Raw genomic sequence first — 18,003 nt, 5'->3', positions numbered from 1 at the left:
TCCCACAGGTTGGCGCTTTCGCGTCTCTGTAGTGTCGTCGTCATGGTGAATAATTACTGATTTTTGAGATGTATGTTGTGGTGTTTTCCACACCTCATACATTAGGGCATTTCTTAAGCTTTGTAAAGAGTTTTCACAATGTTTGTAGAAAGGTCACTGGGTGTTGCCTTAAGAGCTACCCCGAAAACAGTCCCTCATCAGGGCTGTAGGCTGTTTTGGATAGGAGCTACGATCGTCCCTCCTTTTATGAAAGTTCACATTTGAAGAAGTCCGAGCTTGCCAGGTCGTGAGTAACTTCAGGCTGAGAATAGTAAATTGGCGACTCCTGAAATCTGTTCTACTGGCGCGATCGAGCGGGGTAATTGGGGTAAATGGACGATCGCTTGTTTGGGAAACCGTTTGATTAAATTCTGATCGACTGTCTCAGCGCGGTTGTTGACCAGGTAGCGTTGAGTGATTTTCAGCTTGATTAAGGATGCGGTCAGTCTCTCAGTTTCGGCGAGGATGGCGGACTGATTCTGAAAGACACCGATAAATTCAGTGTGTTGGGGATTGAGCAGTTTCTTTTGGGTTTGGATGACCCGCTGACGCAGACTCCGTAACCGATTCATAAATTCTGTCCGTCCCAGCACGTCTTGATATTTGATCCATAATTTGAAGATCCAGGACAACCAATCGCCCAGCGCTGTCGGCATTTCTAAGAAACGCAGTAAGTGGCCTGTAGGAGCCGTGTCTAGAACAATCAAGTCCTGTTCTTTGGACTCCAGCAGTTCCATCACTGTAATGAGTGAGAGCATTTCATCGATGCCAGGGAGCGCCTGAGAGACGATTCTGCGCCAAGCTTCGGGACTGTAGGCGATTTTTAGGCTGCTGTCGGAGGTGCCAGACTCGCCACTCATCATTTCGGCAAGCTCCCACAGATATTCTTCGCGAAACTGCTCTAGAACTTGTTTTGAGTCGATTTCTTGTCCGCTTAAGTGAGTCGTGAGGGGTGTGGAGGCGTGTTCTAGTTGAGTACCCAGCGCGTCTCCCAGAGAGTGAGCCGGATCGATCGAGATCACTCGAATGTTTTGATCAGGATGTCGTTGGGCCATGCCCCATGCGATCGCCGCTGCTACCGTCGTTTTGCCCACCCCTCCTTTGCCGCCAACCAAAATCAGCTTGCGGCCTTCGGTGATGAAGTCACTAAACCCTGGTGAAAGGCGTTGAGAAAAATGAGGGGGCTGCGATTCTAACTGGAGAGTTTTGACCTGGGCTGGCTGAATTTGGCTAATTAGCCGATCGAGAGCTTGATCTCCCACAGGTTCAACAGGCTGCTGAAAGGAGAGGACGATCGGTTCGGATTCCGCTAGGTCAAAGAATTTTGTGATCAGGTGCTGTTGTTCGCTGAACTGATCGAGATTGCTGGCAACGGGCAAGATGTGGTTGATGAAAAGCCCACCAAAGGGAATGTGTAGCAGTTTGAGCGCGTCCAAAAATCGCTTGGTTTCTAAAAGGCTCATCCACTCAGCGATCGCCACCACCAAACAAGCCGTCTGCGTTTTGTCCTGGAGTAACTGTCGTCCGTTGGCTAAATCAGATCTCATCTCGATCAAAAAGCGATCGGCTTCGTCTGCGGTGTACCTTCCTGTAAAGCTTTGACTGATGACATGATGTTTTTCTTGAAAGAGTTCTAACGCAGATAGGAATTCGTCTAAAAAGTCCATCAAACTGAATAAGTTTAAAGTGTGACCGCTGGGAGCCATGTCGAGAACGATGCGATCGACCTGCTGATCTCGCAGCAGACGCTGAATTTCTAAAATGCCCATCAGTTCATCTAGTCCCGGCCAACTTAAATCCCAGATGGGTGACAGGTCTTCTTTTTGCACAAAACTACCCCGCTCGATCAGCAACTCCAGCACTTTGCCATAGGAGGTTCTAAATTCTTCTAAAAGGGTTGGTGCGTCTAAGGCTCTAATGGTCAGATTGGGTAAATTTTGTCGCGAAACGGCTGTATTGCTAATCGGCAGTTGCAGCACATCGCCCAGGGAATGAGCCGGATCGGTAGATAAGAGAAGAATTTGCTCATTGGGAAACTGCTGGGCCCATCTGCGTGCAAATCCACAGGCGATCGTGGTTTTGCCGACACCGCCCTTGCCGCTAAACATTGCGAGATTCAAAGAGTCAAACTGATTCATAGGGGAGTTTTGCGTTGACGATGCGGAACTGTTTGTGGGAACACTGTGGCTGTAGTTTTCCCAATCGATTGCGGAGGGCTGCGATCGCAAAAAAATTCTGTCTCAAGTAGCGACGGTGAGCCAATGAGTGATTTGTTTAAGGGGTTTGAGCAATTATTAGAACTCGCCAAAATTTTGGAGGAGAAAGCAGAGAAAGGAGAACTGAAAGCAGACATTCAGATTAGCCGCAATCTCAGCAGCATTCCTCGTCAGGGCAATATTCCAACAGGAGTCAGCCGAGTCCGCCCTCCCAGTCATCCCACAAAGGAAACTTCAACGCCGTTGGAGGAGATGATCAGTTCTCCAGCCTCTCTTAAAGATGTGGGTGGATTGGGAGAAATTTTGCGAGAGCTTCGTGAGTTGGTCGAGATTCCGCTCAAGCGTCCTGATCTGTTGGCAAAATTGGGATTAGAACCGATTCGAGGCGTTTTGCTCGTCGGCCCGCCCGGAACCGGGAAAACCTTGACCGCTCGTGCATTGGCAGAAGATTTGGGCGTGAGCTACATCGCGATCGCCGGCCCCGAAATCATGGGCAAATACTATGGAGAAGCCGAGACTCGTCTGAGAGGCGTTTTTGAGAAGGCGGCGAAGTCTGCTCCCTGCGTAATTTTCATTGATGAGATTGATAGTCTTGCGCCCGATCGCAGTAAGGTCGAAGGCGAAGTCGAAAAGCGCGTTGTGGCTCAGTTGTTGAGTTTGATGGATGGGTTTGCCAAGACCAAAGGCGTGATTGTTTTAGCCGCAACCAATCGCCCTGATCACCTCGATCCTGCGCTGCGTCGTCCGGGAAGGTTTGATCGAGAAGTGCAATATCGAGTTCCCGACCGCGACGGACGCTCAGAAATTCTCACCATTTTGACTCGTGCTATGCCTCTGAGTGAATCAGTGGAACTGGGCGCGATCGCTGACCTGACAGTTGGAATGGTCGGTGCGGACTTGAAAGCCGTTTGTCAAAAAGCAGCGTATACCGCATTACGGCGGCAGGTTGGTTCGCTGAAGGAGCCATTACCCGATGTGATGACGGTGGAACAAGCGGACTTCTTACATGCCCTGAGAGAAATCAAACCATCGGTGTTGCGATCGGTCGAAATCGAGTCACCAAACCTTGCCTGGAGCGAAATTGGCGGATTAGAACTCATCAAGCGTACTTTACAAGAATCTGTTGAGGGCGCATTGCTCTACCCCGAACTGTATCAACAAACAGGTGCAAAAGCGCCCCGTGGCATTCTCCTTTGGGGGCCACCTGGAACGGGTAAAACGCTCTTGGCCAAAGCCGTTGCGTCTCAAGCGAGAGCCAATTTTATCGCGGTCAACGGGCCCGAACTTCTCAGCCGTTGGGTCGGGGTAGCAGAACAGGAAGTTCGAGAATTGTTTGCAAAGGCTCGGCAAGCGTCTCCCTGTGTCATCTTTATCGATGAGATTGATACGCTGGCTCCTGCTCGTGGAAAGTTTAACGGGGATTCGGGAGTAAGCGATCGCGTCGTCGGTCAGTTGCTTACCGAATTAGATGGACTGCAAGCCTGTCCCAATGTTCTATTAATTGGCGCGACTAATCGACCAGATGCGATCGACACCGCTTTGATGAGAGCAGGTCGATTGGATCTGCAACTCAAAGTAGATTTACCTGATGAAACCAGTCGGTTGGCGATTTTGCAGGTTCACAATGGCGATCGTCCTTTATTTGAAATGGATCTTAATAATCTTGCTGCCCAGACAGAAGGCTGGAATGGCGCAGACCTGGCACTTCTTAGCAATCAAGCTGCTCTACAGGCGATTCGTCGATACCGTGCCCAGGGATTTACTAATCCATCCAACATTCAAATCACAATGGCTGACTTTACCGCCGCTTATCAAGCACTCATTAGCCAGCGCCAAGCGCTTCAGTAAATTGAGACCTGTGATTTGAAAATTGAAGTATGAAGCCAGCCTCTGAGTGAATTAAATAAGCCCAATGAATCAAGGGGGGCTACGTGAACAAAATCTGCTTGCGCGAGTTAAAACGCAGGACTCTCCTGGACTTTTAGTGAAAAAAGAGAGTTACCAATAGCTTCCTCAGAAAAATCGATATAGAAACCTTACTAAATAAACCTTACTAACTAAGGAATTCAAGATTCATTAGTTAGCTTATGGTCGTAACATCAGGAGAGCCATCAAAAACAAGGAAACTGCTAAGTAGATAGGCACATAGGTAGATAGGCACAATTGAATTGAAGATGGTTTTCAAACTGTGTAGGGGTTCTAGGCGAAGCCATCTTTATATTTAATTTGACCTACCTACTTAGGAACGAAAACTAAATAACATCGACTTCTGTAGGTTGGGTAGAGCCTTGCGAAACCCAACGATTACTGGCGTGCTGGGTTTCATGCTTCAACCCAACCTACGAAGTTATTTAGTTCGTGATCCTTATTTGTGCAAATTAAAGAGGGTGCCGCTTACCGACACGTTCTTCATAGAGCTTTCGATAGGCATCTTGAGCAGCGGGCTTTACTTTATCCCAAGCTAACCCTGTCTTCCCATGAGTTTCCCCATATTCGCTTCGTAACTCAGGTTCGATCTCGTCAAAGGTTTTTCCGGTGTTGCCATGTCGAGAGAACGCCTCGTAGCCAGTTTGATAAGCGGGGGCGTAATCATCAAAGGTTCGACCCGCCTCAATATAGGGGCGAGAAGTGTGATGAGCGCGCCAGTGTTCGTGTTCGAGGCTGGCATCAATGACCTCAGCCGTTTCCTTGCCTAGTAGCCCGCCACCGATCGCTCCGATCGCGGCTCCTACGACTGCTCCGATCGGGCCCCCAACGGCACCCCCCACGATCGTTCCAATTGTCCCTGCACCAGCAGCACCGAGTCCGGTCTCTACAGGATGGGCACCCGGTTCACCCGTGATTGGGTCAGGATGAGAAGTAAGGTCGCTTAAAGGTTTCTTGGGGTCATTCATGATTCAGTTCCTTGAGAATAATTACCAACTAAAACTTTAGATAGCGAAGTCGTATGCTTTGAAAGAGGCAGGTGCTCTAATGTCAATCCTTCTAGGAAATTGTTGGAGTGACAACAAAATACCGCCCACCTCCATTAGTTGCTTTTTAACCAGAGAATTCATCTGTATTTGGGGGAGTTTATTTTTATCAAAAGGAACAGGCACTATGTCTGCTCAAGAATAGCAATGGAGAATAGGGGAATCGAACCCCTGACCTCTGCGGTGCGATCGCAGCGCTCTACCAACTGAGCTAACTCCCCTCACCCAGCCATTTTAGCATTTATCAACTGGCATCTAAGCTGCTGTAAACTTGCTGCACGCGATCGAGTTCTAAGTCAGAAAGATAATCAACCGTCCAGTTGGCGCAGCGCTGGAGCATGTGGAAGGGGTAACTGTTAGCAACTCCGACGACTGAGATTCCGGCTCGTTTGGCAGCGGCAATTCCGGCAAAGGTGTCTTCGATTGCCAGACATTCAGAAGGCTGTAAGCTGAGATCGGGAAACTGCTGATTAAGGCGATCGACGGCGAGTTGGTAGCTGTCGGGTTGGGGTTTGCTGGCGGTCAGGTCGTCTCCAGAAACGATGAGCGAAAAGTTTTGGTTAAGTTGCAGGCGAGTCAGAACGGATTCAATTTCGCTACGAATAGCTCCACTGACGATCGCCAGTTTGCAGGGTGTTGCTTTTAGGCTAAAAATCAGATCCTCTAGCCCTGGATAGGTCGGGAGTTTTTCTAGCGCTGCAATCTGCTGAAGGTAGGCTTTGGCTTTGCGGGCGATGAGTTGATTGAGGTATTCCTCGGTGACGACTCTGCCGCGACTGGCCAGCAGATCAGTTAAGCAGGCGCGATCGCTTCGCCCCAGACAGATTTCTCGAAATTCTCCGGGTCTGGGACGCAGATTCTCCTCCACCAAAATCTGTTCGATTAGCTTCTCGTGAAGTGGCTCATCGTTGATAATTACGCCATTAAAATCGAACAGAACAGCTTTGAGAACCATGAAACCGTCGCGGGTGAAAAAGGCTACCCCCACTTTACCAGTCTGAGAGAAGCGATCGGCTCAAACCTCTTGTCTCTTGCCTCTATTCGAGGAAAAGCTACTCGATAGGTCTTTATTTTTCTGTACTGAGTACGTAAACCTACTTAGCCCTCCTCCTATGGATTTCTCTGGTCAAGAGATGCGGGGACGTAACTTTAGAGGGCAAAATCTGACGGGGAAAATTAGGAATTTTTCTGAGAGATGTTATTTTGGAACTCATCATGGGCAGTGTAGGGAAGTAGGTACTACAGAGCATAACCGCATCAACGATTGTAAATACTTAAACAGTTATTAGTCATTGATTCATAGCACCTTACAATCCGTTGCGGAGTTCATTTGAATCTCCCTACCTATTTTTTACAGGATTGCCCGCGCCTCAAATCGGGATGCAACCCTCATTTAAGGGCATCCTTGATGAAAAATAATGAGCCAGATCTTTACTGGTTTCAAGCATTCTGCGTAAAGGCTGTATCTCTTTCAATTGCCATAGCCGCCATTCACGTTTTAGGGCCGCTTCAGCTTTCAGGAAGAACCGATAAAAGTGGAGCGGCACCCACCTTTGATAGCGCTTGTCAAGCAAAGTTGGAGGCTCAGGAAAATACTGGATTAGAAGCTGAAAAACGCCTCAGTCAAAAATTAGGTCAAGATGCTCTAACGCTAAATGATGATCTGAAGTCTCAGCAGTTAAGGCTAGTAGTTCTTTTGATTGCTACGTTGTTTGCTGCCCATATTTGGGTCACACAGAAGAATGCTGGATTATTAGAATCTGAGAAACGTCACAGCCAGGAATTCAATCAATCCGCTCTGACACTGGTTCAAAACACAAATCCGGTAAATCTATCTTTTAATCTCAAGATCGTTGCAGGAAACGACAACACCATGACAGACAACAAAAATCAAGGCATCAACACAGGCGCAAACAGTTTCGTCAACACTGGAACCCATCAGATGACAAACAGCATTCTTAACATGAGCGGTGCTGTCACAAATGCCCTAAATCAATTACCAAACACAACGACTGAAGAACCTGGAATCAGAGAATTATTGACGCAACTGCAAACGGCGATCGAATCTGATCCTGAACTCTCAGAAAAAGGCAAAACGAACGCTCTGGAACAAGTCAAAACCCTGGCAGAAGTCGGGCAAAACCCAGAACAGCCAGAGAAAAAGAGCCTGGGCGAGAAAGCAATGATCTTTTTGAAAGGAACGATCGCCACGCTTTCCGGCACCGCCAAACTAGCCGAAGCCGCCAAAGTTCTATTACCCCTGATCGCCAAAGCGTTAGGATTACCTGTATAGATATCCAGCTTGCGAATTTTAGCTTGTCGAGCGATCGAGGTTTCACCCATGACCACTCAAATCGTAACGCCAGTCACCGTCCCCATCAAAAATATTGTGCTTGAACCCGGCAGCGTCTTGACCATTACAGACATTACCTGGGAGAAATTTGAAGCCATTTTAGAAGAACTGGGCGAAAAGCGAAGTGCCCGCATCGCCTACAGCAACGGAGTGCTAGAAATTGTGTCACCTTTACCCGCTCACGAACGCCCCAACCGCATCATTGGTCGCATCGTTACCATTTTGCTGGATGCTCGAAATTTAGAGTGGGAAGATTTTGGCTCAACGACCTTTCGACGCAAGAAAAAGCAAGCCGGACTCGAACCCGACACCTGTTTTTATATCGGAGAAAATGCCAAACGAGTGCGATCGTGCATGATGTCGATGAATCTGGACGTGTACCCACCGCCCGACTTAGCCATTGAAGCCGATGTCACCTCAAAAACCACACTCGAAGCTTATGCTGGAATCCAGGTACCAGAGGTGTGGATCTACAACAGGGGCAAGCTTAAGATCAACCTGCTCAACAATGGAGAATATCAGGAATCGCCTACCAGTCTTATATTTCCCGACTTGCCTATCATGCAACTGATATACGATCGCGTCCAGCAAGCCATGCAAGAGGGCACCAGTTCGATGTTGAAGCAGTTGCGGCAGGAAATGAGGGATGGGGATGAGGAATGAGCTAGTGCAAAACGTTTTAATTAGCTGATTGCCCATTGTCCATCTTGGATTTCTTGAGTAAATGGTTTGGGCTGAAATCGCTCACTGGGTAACGGTTTTACACCGCGAGTTACTTGATGAATCCACCAAAATTCTTGAGTTTGCACCGCACCAAATCCGGCGGTCCCCATCCAGGCATCCAAATTGCCAGCCGCGTAGGATTGAATGTAGGGTTCTTCAAAGATTTGGGTCAGCCACTCAGTTTGACGCAGCGTTTTTTGGTTGCCATCCAGAATCAGCACTTCGCCTCCAGGCGTGAGCAAGCGATCGGCTTCCTGCAAAATCGACTGAGCGACGATCGGTGGCGTTTCATGAAACAGGAGAGAAGCTGTCACCAGATCAAAAGAGCCGTCTGGAAACCGGGTTTGTTCGGCTTTACCGTGTTGCCAGGAAATCTCAAGTCCGGCTTGTTTGGCTTTGTAGTCAGCGACAACGAGCATGTAGGGAGACAACTCCAACCCAATCACGTCGGCTTGTGGAAAAGCCTGTTTGAGCATCAGCGTGGTGGAACCCGTCCCACAGCCGAGATCTAGAATGCGACGCGGATGAGTTTGAATGCTGTCGATCAGACTTTGGCGCACCCAGGTTTCATTAGGCGGCAGGGCGTACTGAGTGATCGGATCATAGGAGACGGCAGCGCTGATGTTGAGATAGCCCCCTTCGATGCTGTGAAAATGTTGGCTGCTGTAGTAATTGGGATAAGCAAGTTGGGGATCGCGAAATTGGTCGCTGGCAGACTGCCAATCGATGCTTTCATAGAATCGTCTCAGGGCAGATTCATCGATAAACAGTCGAGCGATCGGGGCGAGATATTGCTCAAAAATGGTGTCTTTACGAACGGCCATAGGACAAGTGGGGATTGTGGTGTCTGGGGACTTTGGACTGAGCAGCCTTAGAGGTTTTTAGTCTTTGGTCTTTGTCGCGCTTCATTAGAACATCTTCACTGTATATCAATGTTTTGGATCGATGCTCTTAGAGAAGGGTTCAAAGATCAACCGCGAATCTAGTAGCAGATCTAACCGATATCGCTTTAAATGCCAGTGTCACTTTGAAACTTCAAATGTTAATTAAATGTTAATTGATGGCGTTCTCTACTTTTTTCTCAGTCCGCTCCGATACCAATGGGCGATTGTTTGGGGAGAAACCCCTACCAGGTAAGCAAGAATTATCCATTGATTCATTAAAGTGGTTTGCAAAACGCCCAGAGTTTGCCAGCGTCGTCCTGAAGTGATTACGGCGGCAGGGAGAAGGGCGATCGTCCCGCATCGTCTGAGTTGTCGCATCAGCTCAAAATCCTCCATAATTGGCAAATTGGGAAATCCGCCTAGCGTTTTGAACGTGTCGCTGCGTAAGAAGATAGCCTGATCGCCGTAGGGCATTTGTAGGCAGCGAGATCGCCCATTCACGCCCCATTCCACCAGACGCAAACTCCAGAGATCTGCGTCGATTTTGAGCGAAAAGGCTCCCGCGATCGTGGCAGGTTGACTGAGCGCCCGACGAATCATCGTGTCAAAACCAGCAGGCAGCCGGGTGTCGGCGTGAAGAAACAGCAAAATGCTTCCGGTGGCGGCGTTGGCTCCGACATTCATCTGGTGGGCCCGCCCAGGAGTCGATCGCAGCACTCGCGCCCCTGACAAGTGAGCTAATTCCAGAGTCTGATCTCGGCTGCCTCCATCAACGATGATTAACTCTATCTCGCTCGCTTGCTGTTGAATTTTCAGTATTTGAGCGATTTGATCAGCCTCGTTTAGAACCGGAACCACGATCGAGATTTTTGCACAGAGCATGGAGAATCAAGGCGCAGGGCTTTTGGGATGTTAAAGTTGCGAGGCTTTTTTGGCGATGGTTTGCTCTATTTTTTCAGACTTCTCTTTGTTCTGGCTTGAGATCTTCGGGTCGATCGACATCACTGAGAACAGGCAAGTAAGCAATCGAACATCCTAATTTCTCTGCGATCGCAACCGTTTGCTGTAGGACGATCGCAGTACTCCAGGCAACCCCAACAAATAGATCTGGCATAAAGTGACGCAACCCAATTAAGTAGTATCCACCATCGGTTGCTGCGCCCAAAACTAAATCGTGAGTTTGCAGTTTCTCGAATGCGATCGCGAGAATGGAGGCATCTAAATCAGGACAGTCTGTACCAATGGCGATTACAGATTTTGCGCTGCGATCGAATGCTGATTGGAATGCTTGAGAGAGACGATCGCCCAAGTCTCCTGAATGCTGAGAAGAATAGCTTAAATCTTTGCCTAACCAGGCTTGCATTTGATCGCGACCCCTTGCGGGTGACTCGAAGAGATCGCTCCCAGAAAATCGAACTTCTACCGCAACAGGACGCAACGTTTGCAAATGTCTCACTTCTGTCAATGTTTGCTCGGTCATCTGTCGATGTAAGGCGGCCGCTCCTTGGGGCCCCAAAGCTGGAATCAGACGAGTTTTTGCTTTTCCGGGTTCTGGATAGCGCGTAAAAATAATCAGGCAGGGAGTCTCCGAATCTAACGGTGAGACAGTAGAATTTGACATCGTTTGGTCTCGATCGTTGAGGATTAAACGTTTAGCATTAGGACTTCGACAATCTTAGCGGCTGTTTTTAGGTGAGTGAGTTGTATCCTGCATCACTAGACTTTTTGTAGAGTAATCTGGTATAAACTAATTTGAGGATACTAATTTTAGTGAAATCACAATAATATCAGCCTTTTTGAGCAAAAAAGCCAAAGGAAAACATAAGCGAGATGTTTGCTTTGATCCAGAAATAGGGTGCGAGTTATCAACTACGTGAAAGCAGTTAACTTCTAAACGGGACTGATAAACTACTAGAATTAGAATCGACTGGAGTACATCACCAGGCATACTTTAAATACGCCATTGGGTACATTATTTTTTGTCGATCGCAGACTAAGGTAAGACTGCTCTACAAGAGAGCACAAATGTTGTAAAGCTTATGTTCTGTGCATCTGTGTAGTGACTCTAGATCACCGAAAGATCAGCAAAGTGGGTCTACTAAAAGCTTCTCTAGCTCCCTGTCATTGCGCTGTTCAAGACTCAGGAGAATTGAAGATAACTGCACAAAATTAGAGAACGCAGAATTAGAAGAACTTGACCCTTCTAGACTGAGATTATGCAAATTTGGCACGTTGGCGCTTCACCCTCAATTACAACCGTAGATGGATGCAACAACACCGTTTGGAGTCTTGCAAGAGAGCAGGCATCTCTCGGACATCACGTTACTCTAGTGCTAGACCAGCAACCCGACCGCACAGCGCAAACGATCGCTGACCATAATCCAAAACTCCATCTTCGTTATCTTCCTTCTAACTTTTGGCACTATGAGCCAGATGCTCTCTCCCAAGAGTTTCAACTACAGACTCCTGATATTGTCCATTTTCACTCTATTTTTATTCATAAACAAGCCAGTTTAGCTAGACAGCTACGACAGATTGGCATTCCCTATGTGATCACGCCCCATGCGCGGGTGTTATCTCAACGGTTTGGGCGAAGTTGGATTAAGAAGTACTTCTACAATTGGCTAATTGAGAAAGCCAGGTTTCGGGGAGCCGCTGCTATCACAACCGCCACGGTGCGAGAAGAAGCCGAGATTCGATCATTCATTCCAGGCTATCAGGGCACAATTCACTCGCTGCTCAATCCGATCGATACCTCTACATTAAGTCAAGCTTCCTGGGAAAGGAATTCTCAAGCAACTCGACTGGTTTATTTAGGGCGATTTGATGTGTTAGTTAAGGGCATCGATCGCTTGATTGAGTTAGCGCGTCTGTTACCACAGGTTGAAGTTCACCTCTATGGCACAGAAGACCCCAAAACAAAATCATGGCTCGCTCGCCTCAAAGCAGACTTGCCCACAAACGTCTATTTTCATCCTCCTGTATTTGGGGTGGAAAAGATTCAAGTTCTCAAAAAAGCAGCGCTCTATATTCAAATGTCTCGTCAAGAAATGTTTGGCATCTCGATCGCAGAAGCGATGTGTATTGGCACGCCCTGCGCGATCGCTGAAACATTAAATATCGCCGAACTCTTTCACCATCACAATTTGGGACTGGTATTGCCTGCCGATCTTGAGCAGAGTGCGATCATGTTGTCAAATGCGTTGCGCTCAGAAGCCTGTCTAAACCAGTGGTCAGAACGAGCGAAACAGTTTGCACAAAGTCACTTTGAAGCGTCAGCGATCGCCACTAACTGTCTTCAACTGTATGAACAGGTTCTCTGTCAGCGTGATCAGTTTTCTCAGTGTGGCAAAGTTCTCAAGCGTTAAAGGCTTTTAGACTGCGCGGAGACCTTAGACTTTAGACGGGAGATCAAAGACTTGAACTGCTGTGTCGAGAGTCCAAGATCTAAAGTCCAGAGTCCAAAGTTCCCAATCCAACGACACGACACCCCATGAGCATTCAGCCTTTTGCGTTGCGAGACAAACTCAAAGCGCTTCATTCAAATTTTTTGGTGGCTAATATTGTGAATTGGACAAGTCACCCGATCGCGATCGATGAGCGATCAGCAATGGTGTTTTCTCCCCATCAGGACGATGAAACGCTGGGCTGTGGGGGGATGATTGCGCTTAAGCGACAGTGCAAAGGGTCTGTGAGCGTGGTGTTTTTGACCGATGGCCAGTCGGGAGGGGCCGATTTGAGTGTGATTGGTGAGCAGCGGATAAAACTGCGGCAACAAGAAGCGATCGCAGCCCTGACAATTTTGGGAGTCGAGAAGTCAGATGTGCATTTTCTAAACAAACCAGACGGCACGCTTGATCAGTTGTCAGAGCCGCACCGTCAACAGACGATCGATCACATCGTACAACTGCTGCGTGATTACCAACCCAAAGAGGTCTACGTTCCACATCGTTGCGATCGTCATCCTGATCACGAAGCCACTTATCAATTAGTGCAGGCGGCTATGACACAAGTCGGACTGCAAGCCACAGTTCGAGAATATCCCATCTGGATTTTTTGGAAAGCGCCCTTATTACTCGATTTGCAGATCAAAGAAATTGTCGGAGCCAAGCGGCTATCCATTCAATCTGTGGTGGAGAAAAAGAGAGCCGCGATCGCAGTCTACGATTCACAAACTCACGCGCTACCTGCTGGTTTTCTCAAGCGATTTACTAGTACTGATGAGTTTTTTTGGTAGAGTTTTGGTCTTTTACAGAGAGAAGGACAAAATTCGGCATTGCTGAACGATAGTCTGAACTCGCCCTCCAATTCTGAAAACCTTCAGACTCTCAATCTCAACGATTCATAACTTACGGAGATCTAACAGGCAGTATAGATCACCAGAGTTTTGTATTGATCAATTTGCTTGATTTTTCCGGCTGATTCAAACTTGCGAACGATCGGTTCTGCTTGCTGCCACGCCCATGAGCCAGTATAAAAGACGAGTTTGCCATCCGGAGTAAGCTTGTCTAAAAATAACTGCACTAGAGATTCGTCAGTCTGGTGAACTGAAGCAGCATTCTCAGGAAGATAAAATTCGCATAGGTGAAACAGCGATACCAGATCAAAAGTGGGTAATGTGTTTTGAGTCAGCGTATAAATATCTGCAAACAAAACTTTATAGTGCTTCGCCAGGGTTGTGTCTTTTAGCACCAGTTGGATGTAAGCACGATGCTCAGGAGCCGATGCCGTAATGCCCATGACCTCATTTGGTTGAGCAAGCTTCTGATTTTCTAACCCGACAACGTGGTGACCACCCGTGCCAAAGTGAAAGATGGTTTTGTTTTGAATCTGCGATCGCTGCAAATAGTCAACTAATTCGAGATCACAGGGGCATTGGTTACGATCGAGCGCCCAATAAGAAGCCTTTTGATAATAAGAAAGCCCAACCAGTTGAGGAATCGACGGCCGAATCTGTCGAATGGTGCTGATCAACTGCTTGGCGATCGGAATCTGGGTAAGAAGCTTGAGGTTCATCGCAGCCATTGTTTGCCATCTCCCTGAATTGATGTGAACTTTGCACCTTGGACTTTAGACATGATTCATGGCTTCGGTCTAACGTCCCTCTTTGCCGCTTTTGTCGCGTTTATTCAAAGAATTGATATTACACAAGAATTTACAGAAGAGGATTAGTCAAGTCAAGATTGCCAGAATACCTTTTAAAAAAACTGTCTCAATCATCACACAGTAGTAAGAAGACAAAACGCTTCCTCTCTAAAATTAAATCGCTGGACAAGGCAAGCGATCGACCAACTCACCCCTCAAACCCAGTAGATCGCAAATCGACATTTTTTGATTAATCGCCAAATCTCGCTCCCTCTAAATCTCTACAAATCCTGCTGATTAAGCGTGACTTTGAGTTCCCGTCCTTTCTAAAGGGAGTCAGAGGGAGGTTATGAGAAATGACCCACTAAAAATAGTCATCGCAATCTACTGAAGTTGCTCAATTGTTAGCGAGTCGGCTTAAAGTTGCGGGTAAAGCTCATCCAGCGATCGATCTTGCCGCCCGTGATTTCCAAAATTGGAATACTGGATGTTTTCGTTTCGCCCTCTGCCTCTTCGTAGAAAAAGTAAATCGAGGTGGGTTCTTTGCGACCTAACCCGTAAGCGATCGCAATATCATTCGCAAGTTTGCAGCTAATGGAAAAAGTGCCCATCTCGGTCGAGCCGTTGCCTGCGGTGTATAACCAGGTCGTGCCCGAAGACAGCTGACCAGAGGCACACATAAAATGAGTCACCTCAAACATCTTTGCCACATGCACATCGTACACACGCAATCGTCCCCCATAGGCGGATTTTGTCGTACTCGTGTCAGGCACCGTCAGGCTAAACGCCCCTTCGCCTGTTGAGATTACCATGGGTAAGCGGTAGCTAACCCTGGGCTGTGAGGAGCCGCGATCGCAGCGATCGACCCAACAGACAACAAAAATTGGCAAACAGAACGCTTCATCATCATCCTGGCGATAAAAGTTTATATCCCAGCGTTCCCAAAATCAGCCCAAGATCCTATGAGAACTGATCGCCTCTAGTATTTTGTCGTCAGCGATCGAGTTCAACTCAACATCAAACTCGATCAGAGACGATTTAGTTTTGATCCATTCCTCACAGGTCAGTTAATTCTGTTAGCCATATGTCATAACAGATGTACAATAAACAATCACAATCCCTAGACTTCCATGTTTTTAGTCTAAATAGATCAAACTCAGATCAAGCTTGACCCAATAATTTGTTAAATGCTCAAGGTTATTAGATCATTTGAACTGAGAAACGAAAAGATTGGAAGAAACAGGGTGGTGGTTAACCCAACAGTTTTAGGAGCAGATCCAACAATGAGTTTTACGCAATCAATGACCACCTTAATTGAACATTTAGAAACTCGCAGGCAACAACTCGATACCGAGCTACAAGAAACCACTGCGGCGATCGAAGTCTTAAAACGGCTAGACGGACAAAAGGGCGATTCGGCAGCACCCCCCGCAGCAGTCGCCAGTGATAGCAACGGTCAAGCCGCCCCCCGTAGACGCGGACGAATTCCTCGCGCCAAGGTCGAAGATGCAGCAGCGACCAGTAGTTCCACGTTTAGCCCTCGCACCTCAGTCTTGCGGGCTTACCAAGGAAAAACCATTCGAGATGCGATCAAAATGATTTTGCAAAGCGAAGCGGGTGAGGAGTTTAGCGTTAATGACATTCTCTACGCGCTCTATGGCAAAACCATTAGCAAAGATGCGCTCAAGGTGGCTCGACCGATCGTCCTTGCCGAACTCTCTAAAGGAAAAATGGCCAATCACTGGTCAAACGTGCCCGGACGCAAAGGCTACTATACCTTCCTGGAAGACGGCGACTCAGACGGTGAAGAAGACGACGAATAATCTGCGCGACCCCTTGCGGGTAACTCAAAGCGACCCCTTGCGGGTAACTCAAAGCGACCCCTTGCGGGTAACTCAAAGAGATCGCCATCCCTTCCTCTGCAAAAAGACGCTTGGCTAAACGCTGAGTTCATTCAAAAAATGCGATCGCCCCAAACCGTTTAGAGCGTACCCTAACTCGGTATGATGGCAGTGCTAGTTTAGCGAATTGCTAACCGCCAAAAGAGCGAATCGCTGACTGCTCAAAAACTGCCAACTAAGGGGAACCCCAAGGGTTAACATGCGAATTTTGTTTGTTGCTGCGGAAGTGGCTCCGATCGCTAAGGTCGGCGGCATGGGAGATGTTGTCGGTGCGTTGCCCAAAGTCTTGAGAGCAATGGGCCACGATGTCCGAATTTTCATGCCCCTCTATGGGTTTCTGCCTGACAAAATCAAGATTCCCAAAGAACCCGTCTGGCAAGGGAATGCCATGTTTCAGAGCTTCTCAGTTTATGAGACGGTTCTACCAGGTTCTGATGTACCGCTTTATCTAATGGGGCATCCCGTATTTGATCCGCGTCGCGTCTATGGCGGTGACGATGAAGATTGGCGGTTTACATTTTTTGCAAACGGTGCGGCCGAGTTTGCCTGGAACTACTGGAAGCCTCAGATTATCCATTGTCACGATTGGCATACGGGCATGATTCCGGTGTGGATGCACCAAGATCCTGACATCTCAACGGTGTTTACAATTCACAATTTGGCGTATCAGGGGCCGTGGCGCTGGAAGCTAGAAAAGATGACTTGGTGCCCGTGGTATATGCAGGGTCACAATACAATGGCGGCAGCGGTGCAGTTTGCCAATTGGGTCAATACTGTGTCGCCCACCTATGCAGAACAGATTAAAACGCCCGCCTATGGAGAAACGCTAGAGGGATTGCTGTCTTTTATTAGCGGCAAGGTGTCTGGCGTTCTCAATGGCATTGATACAGAGGCTTATAATCCTGAAGTCGATAAGAGTCTGACGCAGACCTTTGGTGTGGAAACGTTAGAGAAACGATCGCTCAACAAAATCACGCTACAAGAAGAAGTTGGGCTAGAAGTTAATTCCAAAGCATTCCTGTTGGGTATGGTGACGCGATTGGTCGAGCAGAAGGGACTGGATCTGGTATTGCAGATTCTTGATCGCTTTATGTCTTACACCGATTCTCAATTTATTTTATTGGGGACGGGCGATCGCTATTACGAGACGCAAATGTGGCAACTAGCCGGACGCTACCCCGGACGTATGGCTATTTATCTGCTCTACAACGATGCACTCGCACGACGCATTTATGCAGGGTCAGATGGATTCTTGATGCCGTCAAGATTTGAGCCTTGTGGCATTAGTCAGATGTTGGCTTTGCGCTATGGCTGTGTGCCGATCGTGCGTCGAACGGGTGGTTTAGTCGATACTGTATTTCATCATGATCCCGAAAATCATGCAGGGACAGGGTATTGCTTCGATCGCTACGAGCCATTGGATCTCTACACCTGTCTGGTACGAGCCTGGGAAGGGTTTCGATTTAAACCTCAGTGGAATGAACTTCAACAGCGCGGTATGAAGTCAGACTTTAGCTGGGACAAGTCGGCTGTTGAATACGACAAGATGTATCGCACCGTTCTCGGCTTACCTCCCGAAGATCCTCAGCCCCAAAAGCAAGCCGAATTAGCGAAATAAGGCGTTGCTGAATTGCGGGATGAATCTGTAAAGGGTGTCCTCTCGCCCCCTAAATCCCCCATTCTGGGGGACTTTGAAACGTCTGACTCCTCTCAGCATTGGGTGTCCAGGAGAATTCATACTGTGATTCAGCAATGCCTTGTGGTTGAAATCCATGAAAGCTCCTCCTGCTTTGGGTGAAATGTGTAGCAGTCCTCATTAGAATCAATTTT

15 protein-coding genes and 1 tRNA gene are annotated in these 18,003 nt (G+C 47.8%); 7 read left to right on the top strand and 9 right to left on the bottom strand.

Annotation, left to right across the window (positions count from 1 at the left end):
• Positions 1 to 296: 296 nt before the first annotated feature.
• A complete protein-coding gene (locus ACKFKF_RS24260) occupies positions 297 to 2,177 on the bottom strand; it encodes an ArsA family ATPase (RefSeq protein ID WP_446870040.1) in 1,881 nt (626 codons plus the stop codon).
• Between the two features lie 123 nt (positions 2,178 to 2,300).
• Between ACKFKF_RS24260 and ACKFKF_RS24255 the strand changes: the two genes are divergently transcribed.
• The gene (locus ACKFKF_RS24255; RefSeq protein WP_446870039.1) at positions 2,301 to 4,103 is read left to right on the top strand and encodes an AAA family ATPase; all 1,803 of its coding nucleotides are present in this window, start codon (positions 2,301 to 2,303) and stop codon (positions 4,101 to 4,103) included.
• A gap of 530 nt (positions 4,104 to 4,633) precedes the next feature.
• Here ACKFKF_RS24255 and ACKFKF_RS24250 read toward each other — a convergent pair.
• From ACKFKF_RS24250 to ACKFKF_RS24240, 3 genes are all read right to left on the bottom strand, one after another.
• Positions 4,634 to 5,149: a hypothetical protein gene (locus ACKFKF_RS24250; protein WP_446856433.1), complete on the bottom strand. Its 516-nt coding sequence runs from the start codon at positions 5,147 to 5,149 to the stop codon at positions 4,634 to 4,636.
• 226 nt (positions 5,150 to 5,375) lie between these two features.
• Positions 5,376 to 5,448: transfer RNA gene (locus tag ACKFKF_RS24245), tRNA-Ala, on the bottom strand.
• Positions 5,449 to 5,471: 23 nt separating this feature from the next.
• On the bottom strand, positions 5,472 to 6,182 hold the full coding sequence (locus ACKFKF_RS24240; protein WP_446870038.1) for an HAD family hydrolase: 711 nt from the start codon (positions 6,180 to 6,182) through the stop codon (positions 5,472 to 5,474).
• Positions 6,183 to 6,635: 453 nt separating this feature from the next.
• Here ACKFKF_RS24240 and ACKFKF_RS24235 point away from each other — a divergent pair, with 453 nt between their 5' ends.
• Both ACKFKF_RS24235 and ACKFKF_RS24230 read left to right on the top strand, forming a co-directional pair.
• Positions 6,636 to 7,520: a hypothetical protein gene (locus ACKFKF_RS24235; protein WP_446870037.1), complete on the top strand. Its 885-nt coding sequence runs from the start codon at positions 6,636 to 6,638 to the stop codon at positions 7,518 to 7,520.
• Between the two features lie 48 nt (positions 7,521 to 7,568).
• On the top strand, positions 7,569 to 8,243 hold the full coding sequence (locus ACKFKF_RS24230) for a Uma2 family endonuclease (protein ID WP_446870036.1): 675 nt from the start codon (positions 7,569 to 7,571) through the stop codon (positions 8,241 to 8,243).
• Between the two features lie 20 nt (positions 8,244 to 8,263).
• On the opposite strand, the gene ACKFKF_RS24225 is transcribed toward ACKFKF_RS24230, so the two are convergent.
• The 3 genes from ACKFKF_RS24225 to ACKFKF_RS24215 form a co-directional block, all read right to left on the bottom strand.
• A complete protein-coding gene (locus tag ACKFKF_RS24225; protein WP_446870035.1) occupies positions 8,264 to 9,127 on the bottom strand; it encodes a class I SAM-dependent methyltransferase in 864 nt (287 codons plus the stop codon).
• A gap of 246 nt (positions 9,128 to 9,373) precedes the next feature.
• The gene (locus tag ACKFKF_RS24220; RefSeq protein WP_446870034.1) at positions 9,374 to 10,069 is read right to left on the bottom strand and encodes a TIGR04283 family arsenosugar biosynthesis glycosyltransferase; all 696 of its coding nucleotides are present in this window, start codon (positions 10,067 to 10,069) and stop codon (positions 9,374 to 9,376) included.
• 73 nt (positions 10,070 to 10,142) lie between these two features.
• Positions 10,143 to 10,808 (bottom strand): TIGR04282 family arsenosugar biosynthesis glycosyltransferase, encoded by a 666-nt coding sequence (locus ACKFKF_RS24215; protein ID WP_446870033.1) that lies wholly within the window; start codon positions 10,806 to 10,808, stop codon positions 10,143 to 10,145.
• A 595-nt stretch (positions 10,809 to 11,403) separates the two neighbouring features.
• On the opposite strand from ACKFKF_RS24215, the gene ACKFKF_RS24210 reads away from it, so the two are divergent.
• The gene (locus ACKFKF_RS24210; protein WP_446870032.1) at positions 11,404 to 12,555 is read left to right on the top strand and encodes a glycosyltransferase family 4 protein; all 1,152 of its coding nucleotides are present in this window, start codon (positions 11,404 to 11,406) and stop codon (positions 12,553 to 12,555) included.
• Between the two features lie 125 nt (positions 12,556 to 12,680).
• Positions 12,681 to 13,424, top strand: coding sequence for a PIG-L deacetylase family protein (locus ACKFKF_RS24205; RefSeq protein ID WP_446870031.1), 744 nt, complete (start codon positions 12,681 to 12,683; stop codon positions 13,422 to 13,424).
• Positions 13,425 to 13,546: 122 nt separating this feature from the next.
• Here ACKFKF_RS24205 and ACKFKF_RS24200 read toward each other — a convergent pair whose 3' ends face one another.
• Positions 13,547 to 14,212, bottom strand: coding sequence for a hypothetical protein (locus tag ACKFKF_RS24200; RefSeq protein ID WP_446870030.1), 666 nt, complete (start codon positions 14,210 to 14,212; stop codon positions 13,547 to 13,549).
• Between the two features lie 464 nt (positions 14,213 to 14,676).
• Entirely contained in the window at positions 14,677 to 15,162 is a 486-nt protein-coding gene (locus ACKFKF_RS24195) for a hypothetical protein (RefSeq protein ID WP_446870029.1), read from the bottom strand.
• A gap of 393 nt (positions 15,163 to 15,555) precedes the next feature.
• Between ACKFKF_RS24195 and ACKFKF_RS24190 the strand changes: the two genes are divergently transcribed.
• Positions 15,556 to 16,095, top strand: a complete 540-nt coding sequence (locus tag ACKFKF_RS24190) for a hypothetical protein (protein ID WP_446870028.1) — start codon at positions 15,556 to 15,558, stop codon at positions 16,093 to 16,095.
• 277 nt (positions 16,096 to 16,372) lie between these two features.
• Positions 16,373 to 17,791 (top strand): glycogen synthase GlgA, encoded by a 1,419-nt coding sequence (glgA, locus tag ACKFKF_RS24185; protein WP_446870027.1) that lies wholly within the window; start codon positions 16,373 to 16,375, stop codon positions 17,789 to 17,791.
• Positions 17,792 to 18,003 lie beyond the last annotated feature (212 nt).

The organism is Phormidesmis sp. 146-12, from assembly GCF_052939495.1.
The sequence above is the reverse complement of the archived record's forward strand: the minus strand, read 5'-3'. Positions and strand labels throughout refer to the sequence as shown.